Below are 12,522 nucleotides of genomic sequence, written 5' to 3'. Positions count from 1 at the left end.
CCCTACGATTCCCTCGTGACGCGCGCGCCGCGCGTCACGGGGGCAGGGGGAGGCGCGATGGGCGCGGGCGGGGAGATACCGGACCCGGTACGCGGGGCGCTGCCCCGTGGTGTCCGCCTCAACCATGTGCGACGGGACGGCTCCGTCGCCGCCGTCGACCGTGACGACTGCCGCCCGCCGGGTCCCGGCGGCGGGACGATCCCCTTCATCGACGACGGCCGGTTCGCCCACTGTCTGGTGGGGGACGCGGCGACGGCCCCGGAGCGGCCGCACGCGATCACCGCCGCGGAGGCGGAGTGCCGGGCCCTCGGCGGGGAGCCGCCAGGGCCTCGCGGCGGGGCGCTCGCCACGGAGGCCACCACCGCCTTCCGTGCCCTGCAAGTGCCCCTGCGTTCCGCGGAGGAGCGCCAGAACGTCCACGGCGTCGCCCCGGCCACGGTCCGGGAGCGGCTGGCGGGCCGGCTGCGCCGGGTGGCACCAAGGTTGGAGGCCCGCCGGTGATCTGTCCGCACTGCGAGCACCAGTTGCTCCGCAAGGAACGCCCCGGCAACAGGTGCGCGTACTGCCGGCGCCTCTACGCACTGGATCCGAAGACCAACACGCTGGGTCTCAGCGACCTGCGGGTGCGGCGGGTGATGGCCGCGCTGTCGGCCGAGGGTCACGTCGCGGTCGCCCCCGGTCAGCTGTGGTACGCCCTCTCGCGTCGTTCGCTGCGGACCAGCGCCCTCGGCGCGGTCTGGAACCCGCTGCTGGCCGTCGGGGGCGTCGCCCTGCTGCTCGCCGGTGTCCTGGTCCCCTTCGTGCCGGCCTTCTTCACCGGGGCGGTCTTCCTGCTGGTGTCGCTGTCGGTGGTCGTCGCACGCGGTGCCGGGGTGGGACGGGGCGTCCCGCCGGTGGATCGCGACGCGTTCCGCTCGGCGGTCCTCGCCCCGTGGCTCAGGGTGTACGGCGAGCTGCCGCCCGGCCTGGTGGACGAGCCGGTGCGGGAACGGAACCCGTACGGCGTGCCGATCTCGCCGCAGAAGCCCGCTCGGGGCGCCGGGGCCGACGGGGTCCTGCTCTGCCCCGATCCGTCGATCGTCGCGTTCCTCGCGGCGGAGGGCGTGGCCGGCCACTACGGCCTGGCGCTCGTCCGGACCCTCGACGAGGCCGTGGGCCTGGCGCCGCGGGGGCCGGTGATCGTGCTGCACGACGCGGACGCCCACGGGGTGCTCCTCGTCCGGCGTGCCCGCGACGCGTTTCCGTCCACCAGGGTGGTCGACGCCGGTCTCCCCGTGGGCAAGGTCCACGGCCTGGCCCGGGCGGTGCCGGTACGCGACCGGTGGCGCGGACCCGACGCGGCGGCGCGGCGTGAACTCGCCGCTCTCGGCGAGTTCGGCGAAGCGGAGCTGAAGTGGCTGGGGCAGGGCTGGGGGTTCCCGCTCGTCGCGCTGCCTCCGGCCCGGTTGCTGGACGTCGTCGCGCGGTGCGCCTCCCGGGCCACCGGACGGCCCGATCCCGCCCGCGCCGGGGCGGCCGGCCTGGGCTTCCTGACCTGGCCCTCCCCCGGTACCGGACGGGAGCCCGGCCGGTGATCTGCCCGGGCTGCGAGGCGCGGATCAACCGCAAGGAACGCGTCGGCGGCCGATGTGTGCGCTGCGGGCGGCGCTACGCCCTGGACCCCTGGTCGGACGGTGCGGGGATGCACGACGTCCGCATCCGGCGCCGCGTCGAGCGGGCCACCGGCAACGGCCGCCTGAGGATCACCCTGACCCAGCTCTGGTACGCGTCCCGGTCGTCCAACCCGTTCTCGGAGGCGTCCCGGCCGCGCGGTGTCCGGGCGTGGGTGCGCTGGGCGGTCGCGCTGCCGCTCTCCGCCGCGCTGGTGACGGGTGCGGTCGTGGCGCACGGCGGGCTCCGGACGGCCGCCGGGTGGCTGGTGCCGGTGGTGCTCGTCCTGGCGGCCGCGCTGCGCCATCGTCCGGAGCGGGGCGCGTTCGCGCTGGTCCAGCCGCCGGAGAACACGTTCAGAGCGCTGATGCACGGCGCCTGGACGACGACCTACGGCGGACTGCCCCGCGGGGTGGTGGACGAGAGGCGCGCGGCGGGCGCCGCTGCCGCGCGACGCGCGGCCGAGGCCCGGTCGGGACCGCCCCACGTGGTGCTCCTCTGCACCGAGCCGGTCGTCGCACGCTTCCTCGGGGAGAACGGGCTCCCGAACCGGCCGCACGTCCTCCTGGTGACGAAGGCCGCCGACCGGGTCGGCGGCACGGACGGGCCGGGACGCGTGCGCGAGGCGCTGGAGCTGCTGGCCGGTCACCCGGCCGGTCTGCCGGTCGTGGTGGTGCACGACGCGGACGCCGAGGGCGCCCTGCTCGCACCTGCGCTCCGTGCGGCGCATCCCGGCCGGACCGTCGTGGACGCGGGTCTCCGGCCGGGAGCCGTCGCCCGCAACCCGCGTGCCGTCCGCCGTTTCTCCGGCGGGTCGGGGTGCGACGCCGAACTGCTGCGCACCGTGGCCGGTCTGCCCGGACACGAGGCCGACCGGCTGGCCGAGGGATGGTGGTGGCCGATCGCCGCTGTGCCGCCCCCGGTCCTCGCCGAGGCCGTCACCAGGGCGGTCGAGCACGCCGTGACGGCGCCGGCCCCGAGGCCGGATCTCCCCGGGAGCCCGTTCTCCCAGGGGTTCCTCACCTGGCCCGACCCCACCGGGCAGCCGCAGCCCCGCGGCGCCTCCCGCACCACCGGGAAGCACGACCAGCGCGACAGGAGCACCTCATGACGCCCCGACGCCCGCCCCTCATCAGGGCGCACGCCCTCCCGGACCCGTCCGGCGGACCCGGCCCCCGCCTGCTCGTCCGCGCGCTGGACGCCGCCCTCCGCGCCGCGATCGACACCGCCGCCGCACGGGCCGCCGAACCGGGCGGACTCCGTTTCACCGAACGTCAGTTGTACTTCGAGACCTGCCGGGTCCTCGATCCGGCGCTGACCGTGCTGAGCCGGGTTCCGCGCACCGCGCGGCCGTATCTGCGGCTGTCGTCGTTCACCCGCGCGCTGGACGCCCGGGGCCGGGACACGGTGCCGGGCCTGCTGCCCTCCCCGCCCGGGGCGGCACCCGCCCCGGCGCGAACGAGCGAACCCGACCTCCACGACTACGGGCTGCCCCGCCTCCTGGTCTGCCAGGACCACGCGATCGCCCGGATGCTGCTGGCCAACCACGTCCACCTGGAGGCGGCCTGCCCGGTCCTCACGGTGGCCGACGCGCTGCCCTTCGACCCGCGGCTGACCACCGCGCTGGAGCGCGCGGACGGGGCGACGGTGTACGTGCTCCACGACGCGAGCCCCCGGGGCATCGCGCTGCGCGGCCGGGTCCGGGCCTCCCTCGGCCCCGTCCCCGGCGTGCGGGTCTCCTCCCTCGGGCTCGTACCGCGCCATGCGCAGGCCATGCGCTTGCCGGCCGGGCGCGGCCCGGTCCGGCGGGAGGAGCTGGCCGCGCTGCCCGGCACTCTCAGGCCGCAGGAGACGGCGTGGCTGGCGCAGGGCCGTTTCGCCGAGGTCGCCGCCGTACCCCCCGGCTGGCTGGTCCGCGGGGTGCTGCGTCTCACCCGCGGGCCCCGGGTGACGCGGGCCTCGGTGTGGACGGGGCTGCGGGACCTGCGCACCACGGGCTTCTTGAGCTGGCCCGATCCGACCGGAAGAGCTTGAGGACAGCAGACCATGATGAGGCCCACAGAGATCGGCTACAGCGACGAGCTGCTGGCGGACGGCAGTGTGCACCGCTCCTACCAGGACGGCCGGCAGGAGTGGCGGCGGCGCGATCCGGCGGTGGCGGGGCTGGTGCGCTGGCACGACGACGAGGGGGCGTCGGGCACCGACGAACTCCTCGGTGATCGCATCGTCAAACGTGTCTCCAACGGCCAAGTCACCTACGGCCGGGACCTCGGGTACGGCCGGACCGTGTGGGGGCGTGGCGACACCCTCACGGTCAACCGCACGTCCTTCGGCGGCCGGATGGGCCTGCTGCTGGCGGGCATCGGGGTGACGTCTCTGGCCGTCACGGAGGCGCAGTTGCCGCCGCTGAGCCTGAGCCCGGAGGAAGAGGAGGAGCTGCGCCGTCAGGCGCAGGCCTCCGGAGGGGACGGCGGCGCGGGTGGCGACGGGGCCGGTTCCGGCGACTCGGGCGGGCCGGTCGATTCGGGGGACGACGACTGGGACGGCGACTGGGGCGACGGGGACGACGGCGGCTGGAGCGACGACGACTTCGGCTGAGCCACCGGTGTGGCGCACGACGGAAACCCGGCGAGGAACAGAGCGGAAAGGAGCCGTCGATGGCGCGCTTCTGTATGAGTCTGGCCCCCACGACGGACGGGGCCCGCGCCCATGTCCGGGCGATGGGCGCGATCCCCGGCGTCGGGCCGGAGATCACCGTCCCGCGCGCGGACGCGGCCCTGTTGCGCGGCGAACCCGGCCCGGCCGAGGGCCCGTTCACCGCGTGCGGGCTCACCGCGACCGGTGAGGTCACCCTCCACAACGCACCGGCGCTGCGGGACGCGCTGGAGCAGCACGGGACCCCTGCCCCCGCGCGCTGCCCGGACGCCGAACTGCTGCTGCGCTGCTGGGCGTCGCTGGGTGCCGAGGGGGTGGCGCTCGCCGAGGGCATGTTCGTGCTGGCGGTGCTCGACGGCACCGACCTGGTGCTGATCCGCGACCACGTGGGCGCCCGTACGGTGTTCTACGCGCGGGCGGACGGGGCGTGGTCCGCCTCGACCTCGTTGCGGGCACTGCGCAGGTGGCCGGCGCTGGGCACGTCCTTGAATCCGGCCGCGGTCCGCTCGTTCCTGACCTTCGCGTACCTGCCGGGTGAGGAGACGCTGCTGACGGGTGTGCGGGAGGTGCTGCCGGGCCGGGTGCTGCGGTTGTCGCCGGACGGCTCGGTGAGCGAGACCGTCCACTGGGAGCCGGTCGAGCGGCTCGACCGGGACGCGCTCGACGGCCCGCAGGACCATGTCCTGGGGCTGCGGGCCCTGCTGGAGGACGCGGTGGCCTGCCGGCTGCCCGAGGCGGATCCGGTGGCGGTGCTGCTGTCCGGGGGCATCGACAGTTCGCTGGTCACGGCGCTCGCGGCGAAGCTGCACAGCCGTCCGGTCCGCACGTACTCCATCAGCTTCGGTGACGGACTCCCCAACGAATTGGGCTACTCGGGCCTCGTCGCCGCGCACTGCGGGACCCGGCACCGCGTGTTGAACGTCTCCGGTGCGACGGTCGCGGCGCGGCTCGCGGAGGCGGCGGCGCTGCTGGACAGTCCGGTGGGTGACCCGCTGACGGTGCCCAACCTGCTGCTCGCGGAGGCGGTGGCCGACGAGGGGGCGTCGGTGGTGCTCAACGGCGAGGGCGGCGACCCCGTCTTCGGCGGCCCGAAGAACCTCCCCATGCTGGTGCAGGAGATGCAACGGGAATCCGGGGCGCCGTGGGACGAGGACCGGGCGACGGCCTACCTGCGGTCGTACCGCAAGTGCTGGACGGACCTTCCGGTGCTGCTGACCCCGCAGGCGCTGGACGCGCTGGCGGGCGCGCCCCGGCCGCAGCGCTTCGTCGAGCCGTACCTGCTGCCGGGCCCGGACAGTCCGTACCGCATGAGCAGCCTGCTCAACCAGCTGCTCCACTGCAACCTGCGGACCAAGGGCGCCCACCACATCCTCACCAAGGTCGAGCGGCTGACCTCGTCCCAGGGTGTCGAGGGCCGCGCACCGCTCTTCGACCGGCGGGTGGTCGACCACGCCTTCGCCACTCCCCCGGTGTACAAGCTCCGGGGCACGGTGGAGAAGTGGGTCCTCAAGGAGGCGGTGCGCGATCTTCTCCCCGGCACCGTCGTGGACCGCCCGAAGAGCGGGATGCGGGTGCCGGTCCAGCAGTGGCTCACCGGCCCGCTGCGGGACCTCGGCAACGATCTGCTGCTGGGGCGCGGGGCCCGGGAGCGCGGGCTGTTCCGCCAGGACACGATCCGCACGTGGCTGAAGGGCGAGGGCACTCTGCTGCCGCGCCAGGGAGGGAAGCTCTGGCTCGTCCTCACGCTGGAGCTCTGGCTCCGCTCGTACGACCTCTGAGGAGCGGGCCGGACGCCTGGGGCTGCTCGCCTCGCACGCGGCGGCGTGCTCGCCCTCGACGAGTACCAGCGGCCGAAGACGGTCACGGTACGCCTCGGGCGGCCGTGACACCTCTCCTCCGGGGGCGGAACCGGGCTCTTCTGCGGACCGGGTGATCACACGTACGGTGTGATCATTCATCCGTGCGACGAAAGCGGCCCGCATGTCCCTGTTCGACCTGCCCCTCGAAGAACTCCGCACGTACCGAAGCGCTTCGGCGGAGCCCGCCGACTTCGACGCGTTCTGGTCGAGGACGCTCGAAGAGACCCGCAGCCACCCGCTCGACGCGCGCTTCGAACTCCGCGCGGACACGGGCCTGAAGACCGTGGAGGTGTACGACGCGACCTTCGCCGGCTTCGGCGGCCACCCGGTCAGGGGCTGGCTGGTGCTTCCGGCGGGCACCACCGAACCGGTCCCGGCGGTGGTGCAGTTCATCGGGTACGGCGGCGGGCGGGGCCTGGCGCACACCCATCTGCTCTGGGCGTCGGCCGGGTTCGCGCACTTCGTCATGGACACCCGGGGCCAGGGCAGCGGCTGGGCCGGCGGCGACACCGCCGATCCGGTGGGCAGCGGGCCCGCGTTCCCGGGGGTCATGACCCGGGGCATCGAGGACCCGGACGAGTACTACTACCGGCGGCTTTACACCGACGCGGTCCGGGCCGTGGAGGCCGCCCGCTCCCACCCGCTCGTCGACGCGTCGCGCACCGCGGCTGCCGGCATCAGCCAGGGCGGCGGCATCACGCTCGCGGTCGCCGGCCTCGTACCGGACCTGGCCGCCGTGGCGCCGGACGTCCCGTTCCTCTGCGACTTCCCGCGCGCCCTCACGGTGACCGACCGCAACCCCTACCGCGAGGTGGGCAATTACCTCAAGACGCACCGGGGCCGCACCGAGCGGGTCAAGGAGACGCTCGCCTACTTCGACGGGGTGCACTTCGCCGCGCGGGCCTCGGCGCCGGCGCTGTTCTCGACGGCGCTGGAGGACCTCACCTGCCCGCCGTCCACGGTGTTCGCCGCGTTCAACGCGTACGCCCACGCCGACAAGTCGATAGAGGTCTACGACTTCAACGACCACGAGGGCGGCGGTCCCCACCAGGAGGCCGCTCAGCTCGCCTGGCTGCCCGGGAAGCTGACGGCCTGACCAATGAAGGCCCACCCCGACAGGTGGCGGGTCAGAAGGAGACGGGGTCGCGGACGAGCGGGCAGGTCATGCAGTGGCCGCCGCCTCGTCCGCGCCCCAGCTCCGCGCCGACGATGGTGATGACCTCCACGCCCGCCTTGCGCAGCAGGGTGTTCGTCTGGGTGTTGCGGTCGTAGGTGAAGACCACGCCGGGTTCCAGTGCCACGGCGTTGTTGCCGCTGTCCCACTGCTGGCGTTCGGAGGCGTACACGTCGCCGCCCGTCTCGATGACCCGCAGTGCGGGCAGGCCGAGTCCCTCGGCCACGACGTCGACGAAGGGGGTGGCGCCCTCATCCGTGATCTCGACGCCCGGCGCCTTGTCGCCGGGGCGCAGGGAGAAGGTGTGGACCGCGTCCATGATCCTCGGATAGAGCGTCACGATGTCGCGGTCGGCGAAGGTGAAGACGGTGTCCAGGTGCATGGCTGAACGCAGCTTGGGCATGCCCGCGACGATGACGCGCTCGGCGGCGCCCTCGCGGAAGAGGGAGGCGGCGACCTGGGTGATGGCCTGGCGGGAGGTCCGCTCGCTCATGCCCATGAGGACGACGCCGTTGCCGACGGGCATGATGTCACCGCCCTCGAAGGTGGCCTGTCCCCAGTCCTGTTCGGGGTCGCCCCACCACACCTTCGCGCCCCGGTAGTCGGGGTGGAAGGCGTATATGGCGGCCATCAGGAGGGTCTCGCCGTGGCGGGCGGGCCAGTACAGGGGGTTGAGGGTGACGCCGCCGTAGAGCCAGCAGGTGGTGTCCCGGGTGTACAGGGTGTTCGGCAGCGGCGGCATGAGGTATTCGCGGGCGGCCGTCGACTCGCGGGCCAGTGCCAGGTAGCCGGAGCGGAACTCGTCGGGGAGGTCCGCGGTGGCGAGCCCGCCGATCAGGTACTCGGCGAGCCGGCGGGGTTCCAGCGACTCCAGGAAGGCACGGGTGTTCTCGATGAGCCCGAGGCCGACCTCGTTGGCGGTGATCTTGCGGTCCAGCAGCCAGTCCCGGGCCGCCGGGATCGCCATGGTCTCGGCGAGCAGTTCGTGGAGTTCGACGACGTCGACGTCCGCCTGCCGCAGCTTGTCGACGAAGTCGGCGTGGTCGCGCTGGGCGTTCTCCACCCACATCACGTCGTCGAAGAGCAGGTCGTCCGCGTTGGTGGGGGTGAGCCGCCGGTGGGCCATCCCGGGTGCGCAGACCAGGACCTTGCGCAGCTTGCCGACCTCGGAGTGGACGCCGAGGGCCGGGCTCTGGGCGGTCGTGTCAGTCATGGGGGGGGAAGCCTTTCGCGGTTCACCGGCGGGTCGGCCGGGGTGGGACGGGTCAGAGTTCGATCCAGCCGGCGGCCAGGGCGATCACCCCCATGACGGCGCCCGCGATCGAGACGGCGCAGATGACCGCTTCGACCGGGGAGAAGAGGCGGCGGTTCTGCTCCCGCCGGGCCTTGATGAACAGGAAGGTCGCCGGGGCGTAGAGGATGAAGGAGACGAGGACGAACTTCAGCCCCGCCGCGTAGAGCAGGAAGGCCGTGTACACGGTCGCGAGCGCGGCGACCACCAGCTCCCCCCGGGTGACGCGGCCCTCGGCACGTTCCTTTTCGGGCCTCAGCGCGATCTTGAGGGCGAAGCCGGCGGCCAGCAGGAACGGGATGAGGGTGAGCGCGCTGGTCAGGTCGAGCGCGAAGTTGAAGGCGTCGTCCGAGAAGGCGGTGATGACGAGGACCAGCTGGCTCAGTGCCGTCGTCATGAGCAGGGCCGGTACGGGCACGTCGGCGGCGGTGGACCGGCCCAGGAAGCGGGGCATGTCCTCGTCCTTGGCGGCGACGAAGAGCACCTCGGCGGCCATCAGTGTCCACGCCAGGTAGGCGCCGAGGACGGAGATGATGAGCCCCACGCTGACGAAGACCTTGCCCCAGGTGCCGACCGCCGCTTCCAGGACCCCGGCCATGGAGGGCTGGCGGAGTTCGGCGATCTCGGCCATCGGCAGGATGCCGTACGAGACGATGGTGACGGAGGCGAAGACGGCGAAGACGCTGAGGAAGCCGAGGATGGTGGCCCGGCCGACGTCCTCGCGCCGCTTGGCGTGGCGGGAGTAGACGCTGGCCCCTTCGACGCCGAGGAAGACGAAGACGGTGGCCAGCATGGTGCCGCGCACCTGGTTGAAGAGCGAGCCCGCGTAGTCGGCCCCGGCGAAGTTGTCGGCGAAGACGGACGCGTCGAGGTAGAAGAGGGCGAGGATCACGAAGACGAGGATCGGGACGACCTTCGCCACGGTCACGATCCGGTTGATCGCCGCCGCTTCCTTCACTCCCCGCCGGATGAGGAGGAAGAACCCCCACAGCCCCACCGACGACAGCACGATGGCGAGTGCCGTGTCGCCGTCTCCGAGGGCCGGGGCGATCGCCCCGATGGTGGACATGATGAGGACCCAGTAGGTCACGTTGCCGACGCAGGCGCTGGCCCAGTAGCCGAAGGCCGAAAAGAAACCAAGGTACTCGCCGAACCCGGCCTTGGCGTAGGCGTACACACCCGCGTCGAGGTCGGGTCTGCGGACCGCGAGCTTCTGGAAGACGAACGCGAGCATCAGCATGCCGATGCCGGCGACCGCCCAGGAGATCAGGGCTCCGGCGACACCGGTCTCCGCGGCGAAGCGCCGGGGCAGCGAGAAGACGCCGGCTCCGACCATGGAGCCGACGACCATCGTCGTGAGGGTGAGCAGGGTCAGCTTGGCCGCCGGCGACGACGCCTCAGCGGGAGTGTCGGTACCGGCCTCGGCGCTGGTCATGTTTCCCCTCCGCGAGGTGCCTCTTCCGGTCCACGCGGGGACGATGCGCTCCGGTCTATCTGACACACGTTCATTGCGACGGGAATCTAGTGCCACTAGACCGCTTTGTCATATTTCAAGTTTTTTGTCCCATGTGTGCGGTGCTGGCGCACACATGGGTCGACACCCGGCCCTGGTGAGGCAGGTGTCACCCCGTTGACCACTCGGCAACAGCCTTGCGTGCCTTGGCGGATGAGTCCGGCGCCGCCCCGCGGCGGTGCCGACCGGAAGCCCGCAGGGACCCGGTGGCCACGCACGACATGGATGCCGCGTCTACCAGTAGTGCCGTCTGCCACCCACCGAGCGCCCGGTGGCGCCGAGCAGGAGCAGCACAGCCCCGACGACCAGCAGCACGATGCCGATGGTCCACAGAATGGAAAGCCCGGTGATCAGACCGATCACCAGCAGGATCACGCCGAGAACGATCATGGCATTCTCCGTCCCGTAGTGAATCCAGTATGCGCGCCTCTCCCCTCTCGGGCTTGTGGGGACAGAATCACCGTCGCGTCCGGTGGACCAGCGGGTATGCGCCGATGGCTCCGCCCAAGATGCACCGAACGCGGTGGCACCCAGACTGGGAACCATGGCAGAGACACGTCGCAAGCGGGCCGCTCACACCCCGTCCGCCGTACGCGAGGGCTCCTCGGACGGCGGTCCCCAGAAAGCGGCCCGGGCTGCCTGCCAGAGCCTGGAGGGCCTGATCGCGCATCCGCTGGAGGGCGTCTCCGCCGTCCGGCGCTCCGACGACGACGGCTGGTGCGTCGTCGTCGACGTCCTTGAGGTGCCCCGCATTCCTGACACCACGAGCCTGCTCGCCTCCTACGAGGTGCGGCTGGACCAGGAGGGCGAACTCGTGGAGTACCGCCGAGTGCGCCGCTACCGACGGGGTTCCGCCGACGAGTGACGCGGCGGCCCCAGAACCGGAAGGACCCCCATGGCCACGACCTCCTACTCCGACGAAGTCACATGCCCGCCACGTTCCGGCACTCTCTACGACGTACTGGAACTCATCCTCGACCGCGGCATGGTGATCGACGTCTTCATCCGGGTGTCCCTGGTCGGGATCGAGATCCTGAAGATCGACGCCCGCATCGTCGTGGCGAGTGTGGACACGTATCTGCGGTTCGCGGAGGCGTGCAACCGTCTGGACCTGGAGCGGGATTCCGGCAGCACCACGATCCCCGAACTGCTCGGCGGGACCGCGGCCAAGTCGATCGGCAAGCGCAAGGTGCGCAAGGCGGCTTCGACGGTCGGGGACACCGTGCGCAAGGCCGTGGGCGCGGACGACCGCGACGCCGATCGGGACGACGAGACCGACGAGGCGGAGGAGCCCGTACGCCCCAAGAAGCGGCGGGCTCCCGAGCGCTCCGGCGGCGCCCGTCGCCGTCGTCCCGTGGAGGCCTGACCCATGCCGACGCAAGGTGTGTACGTGTACGGCATCGTCCGCCACACCACGGCCGTGCCGACCGGGCTGAGCGGCGTCGGCACTCCTCCCGCGCGCCTCACGGCCATCGGGCGGGGAGCGGTACGTGCGGTGGTCAGCGAGGCGCCCGCACGGCTGCGCGCCCGGCGACGGGATCTCATGGCGCACCAGGAACTGCTGTTCAGGCTCGCGGAGGTCGACTCCGTGCTGCCCATGCGCTTCGGCATGGTGGCGACGGGCGAGCAGACCGTGCTCCAGCAGCTGGCCGCCACCGAGAAGGCCTGCCTGGAGACCCTGGAGCAACTGGCCGGACGTGTGGAGATCAACGTCAAGGCGTTCCCGGCGCAGGACTCGCTCGCCGCGGTGGTCGCCGAGGAGCCACAGGTACGCCGGCTCCGCCAGGACGCCCGCCGGACGCCGGGCTACGAGGCTTCCGTACGGCTGGGTGAGGCGGTGGCCAAGGCGCTGGCGCGCAGGGCGGCCGAGGCCGGGGAAGAGATCCTGACCGAGCTCACTGCGATGGCCCACGCGGTGTCGAGAGGGCCCGAGGTGCGCGACTGCGCGCTCAACGTGTCGTTCCTCGTCGACCGGGCCCGGGAGAGCGAGTTCCGCACGGCGGCACGGCGTCTTGCCGACGCGCGACCCGACCACGTCGACCTCAGGGTCGTGGGCCCGCTGCCCTGCTACAGCTTCGTGACCGGCGCCACCTCGCTCGCGCCGGCCCGGACGGGTGCGGCATGGGGCTGATCACCGGGATTCTCCTGCTCCCCCTCGCCCCTGTGCGCGGGGTGGTGTGGGTGGCGGACAAGGTGCACGGGGCGGCGGAGCGCGAACTGAACGACCCGACCGTCCTCAGGGCCCAATTAGCCGCGCTCAACCGCGAATTGGAGGACGGCCACATCGACATCGAAGAGTTCGAACGTCAAGAGGAACTGCTGCTCGACCGGCTCCACGCCGAAGGCGTGGCGGCGAACCGGACGATCGAAGGTGACTGAC

14 protein-coding genes are annotated in these 12,522 nt (G+C 72.6%); 11 read left to right on the top strand and 3 right to left on the bottom strand.

Annotation, left to right across the window (positions count from 1 at the left end):
• The first annotated feature begins 15 nt into the window (after positions 1–15).
• From OG599_RS33840 to OG599_RS33810, 7 genes are all read left to right on the top strand, one after another.
• A complete protein-coding gene (locus tag OG599_RS33840) occupies positions 16–501 on the top strand; it encodes a hypothetical protein (protein ID WP_327179790.1) in 486 nt (161 codons plus the stop codon).
• The gene (locus tag OG599_RS33835; protein WP_327179789.1) at positions 498–1,574 is read left to right on the top strand and encodes a hypothetical protein; all 1,077 of its coding nucleotides are present in this window, start codon (positions 498–500) and stop codon (positions 1,572–1,574) included. Before OG599_RS33840 ends, OG599_RS33835 begins: the two co-directional genes overlap by 4 nt.
• Positions 1,571–2,761, top strand: a complete 1,191-nt coding sequence (locus OG599_RS33830; RefSeq protein ID WP_327179788.1) for a hypothetical protein — start codon at positions 1,571–1,573, stop codon at positions 2,759–2,761. The genes OG599_RS33835 and OG599_RS33830 overlap by 4 nt, the downstream gene beginning before the upstream one ends.
• Positions 2,758–3,684, top strand: a complete 927-nt coding sequence (locus OG599_RS33825) for a hypothetical protein (protein WP_327179787.1) — start codon at positions 2,758–2,760, stop codon at positions 3,682–3,684. The genes OG599_RS33830 and OG599_RS33825 overlap by 4 nt, the downstream gene beginning before the upstream one ends.
• Positions 3,685–3,696: 12 nt before the next feature.
• A complete protein-coding gene (locus OG599_RS33820; RefSeq protein WP_327179786.1) occupies positions 3,697–4,248 on the top strand; it encodes a hypothetical protein in 552 nt (183 codons plus the stop codon).
• Between the two features lie 59 nt (positions 4,249–4,307).
• Positions 4,308–6,083 (top strand): asparagine synthetase B family protein, encoded by a 1,776-nt coding sequence (locus OG599_RS33815; RefSeq protein ID WP_327179785.1) that lies wholly within the window; start codon positions 4,308–4,310, stop codon positions 6,081–6,083.
• A 202-nt stretch (positions 6,084–6,285) separates the two neighbouring features.
• Positions 6,286–7,260: an acetylxylan esterase gene (locus OG599_RS33810; protein WP_327179784.1), complete on the top strand. Its 975-nt coding sequence runs from the start codon at positions 6,286–6,288 to the stop codon at positions 7,258–7,260.
• Positions 7,261–7,291: 31 nt separating this feature from the next.
• Here OG599_RS33810 and arcA read toward each other — a convergent pair whose 3' ends face one another.
• The 3 genes from arcA to OG599_RS33795 form a co-directional block, all read right to left on the bottom strand.
• On the bottom strand, positions 7,292–8,551 hold the full coding sequence (arcA, locus tag OG599_RS33805) for an arginine deiminase (RefSeq protein ID WP_327179783.1): 1,260 nt from the start codon (positions 8,549–8,551) through the stop codon (positions 7,292–7,294).
• 52 nt (positions 8,552–8,603) lie between these two features.
• Positions 8,604–10,064 carry a basic amino acid/polyamine antiporter gene (locus OG599_RS33800; protein WP_327179782.1) on the bottom strand — a complete coding sequence of 487 codons (1,461 nt, stop codon included), beginning with the start codon at positions 10,062–10,064 and terminating at the stop codon, positions 8,604–8,606.
• 312 nt (positions 10,065–10,376) lie between these two features.
• On the bottom strand, positions 10,377–10,532 hold the full coding sequence (locus OG599_RS33795; RefSeq protein ID WP_327179781.1) for a DUF6131 family protein: 156 nt from the start codon (positions 10,530–10,532) through the stop codon (positions 10,377–10,379).
• A gap of 154 nt (positions 10,533–10,686) precedes the next feature.
• Between OG599_RS33795 and OG599_RS33790 the strand changes: the two genes are divergently transcribed.
• From OG599_RS33790 to OG599_RS33775, 4 genes are read left to right on the top strand one after another with little or no spacing between them, the layout of a single operon-like run.
• Complete coding sequence (locus OG599_RS33790; RefSeq protein ID WP_327179780.1) at positions 10,687–11,007, top strand: gas vesicle protein GvpO; 321 nt, start codon at positions 10,687–10,689, stop codon at positions 11,005–11,007.
• 30 nt (positions 11,008–11,037) lie between these two features.
• The gene (locus tag OG599_RS33785; protein ID WP_327179779.1) at positions 11,038–11,508 is read left to right on the top strand and encodes a gas vesicle structural protein GvpA; all 471 of its coding nucleotides are present in this window, start codon (positions 11,038–11,040) and stop codon (positions 11,506–11,508) included.
• A 3-nt stretch (positions 11,509–11,511) separates the two neighbouring features.
• The gene (locus OG599_RS33780) at positions 11,512–12,273 is read left to right on the top strand and encodes a GvpL/GvpF family gas vesicle protein (protein ID WP_327179778.1); all 762 of its coding nucleotides are present in this window, start codon (positions 11,512–11,514) and stop codon (positions 12,271–12,273) included.
• Positions 12,264–12,521 carry a gas vesicle protein GvpG gene (locus OG599_RS33775; RefSeq protein ID WP_327179777.1) on the top strand — a complete coding sequence of 86 codons (258 nt, stop codon included), beginning with the start codon at positions 12,264–12,266 and terminating at the stop codon, positions 12,519–12,521. Before OG599_RS33780 ends, OG599_RS33775 begins: the two co-directional genes overlap by 10 nt.
• The last annotated feature ends 1 nt before the right edge of the window (position 12,522 follow it).

It is taken from the genome of Streptomyces sp. NBC_01335, from assembly GCF_035953295.1.
Classification (GTDB): domain Bacteria; phylum Actinomycetota; class Actinomycetes; order Streptomycetales; family Streptomycetaceae; genus Streptomyces.
Note: the sequence above shows the minus strand (reverse complement) of the source record. Positions and strands in the feature narration are given on the sequence as shown.

Coding starts and splice junctions, on each gene's coding strand:
- OG599_RS33825 (WP_327179787.1), top strand. CDS start 2,758: ATGACGCCCCGACGCCCGCCCCTCATCAGGGCGCACGCCCTCCCGGAC.
- OG599_RS33820 (WP_327179786.1), top strand. CDS start 3,697: ATGATGAGGCCCACAGAGATCGGCTACAGCGACGAGCTGCTGGCGGAC.
- OG599_RS33815 (WP_327179785.1), top strand. CDS start 4,308: ATGGCGCGCTTCTGTATGAGTCTGGCCCCCACGACGGACGGGGCCCGC.
- OG599_RS33810 (WP_327179784.1), top strand. CDS start 6,286: ATGTCCCTGTTCGACCTGCCCCTCGAAGAACTCCGCACGTACCGAAGC.
- arcA (WP_327179783.1), bottom strand. CDS start 8,551: ATGACTGACACGACCGCCCAGAGCCCGGCCCTCGGCGTCCACTCCGAG.
- OG599_RS33800 (WP_327179782.1), bottom strand. CDS start 10,064: ATGACCAGCGCCGAGGCCGGTACCGACACTCCCGCTGAGGCGTCGTCG.
- OG599_RS33795 (WP_327179781.1), bottom strand. CDS start 10,532: ATGATCGTTCTCGGCGTGATCCTGCTGGTGATCGGTCTGATCACCGGG.
- OG599_RS33790 (WP_327179780.1), top strand. CDS start 10,687: ATGGCAGAGACACGTCGCAAGCGGGCCGCTCACACCCCGTCCGCCGTA.
- OG599_RS33785 (WP_327179779.1), top strand. CDS start 11,038: ATGGCCACGACCTCCTACTCCGACGAAGTCACATGCCCGCCACGTTCC.
- OG599_RS33780 (WP_327179778.1), top strand. CDS start 11,512: ATGCCGACGCAAGGTGTGTACGTGTACGGCATCGTCCGCCACACCACG.
- OG599_RS33775 (WP_327179777.1), top strand. CDS start 12,264: ATGGGGCTGATCACCGGGATTCTCCTGCTCCCCCTCGCCCCTGTGCGC.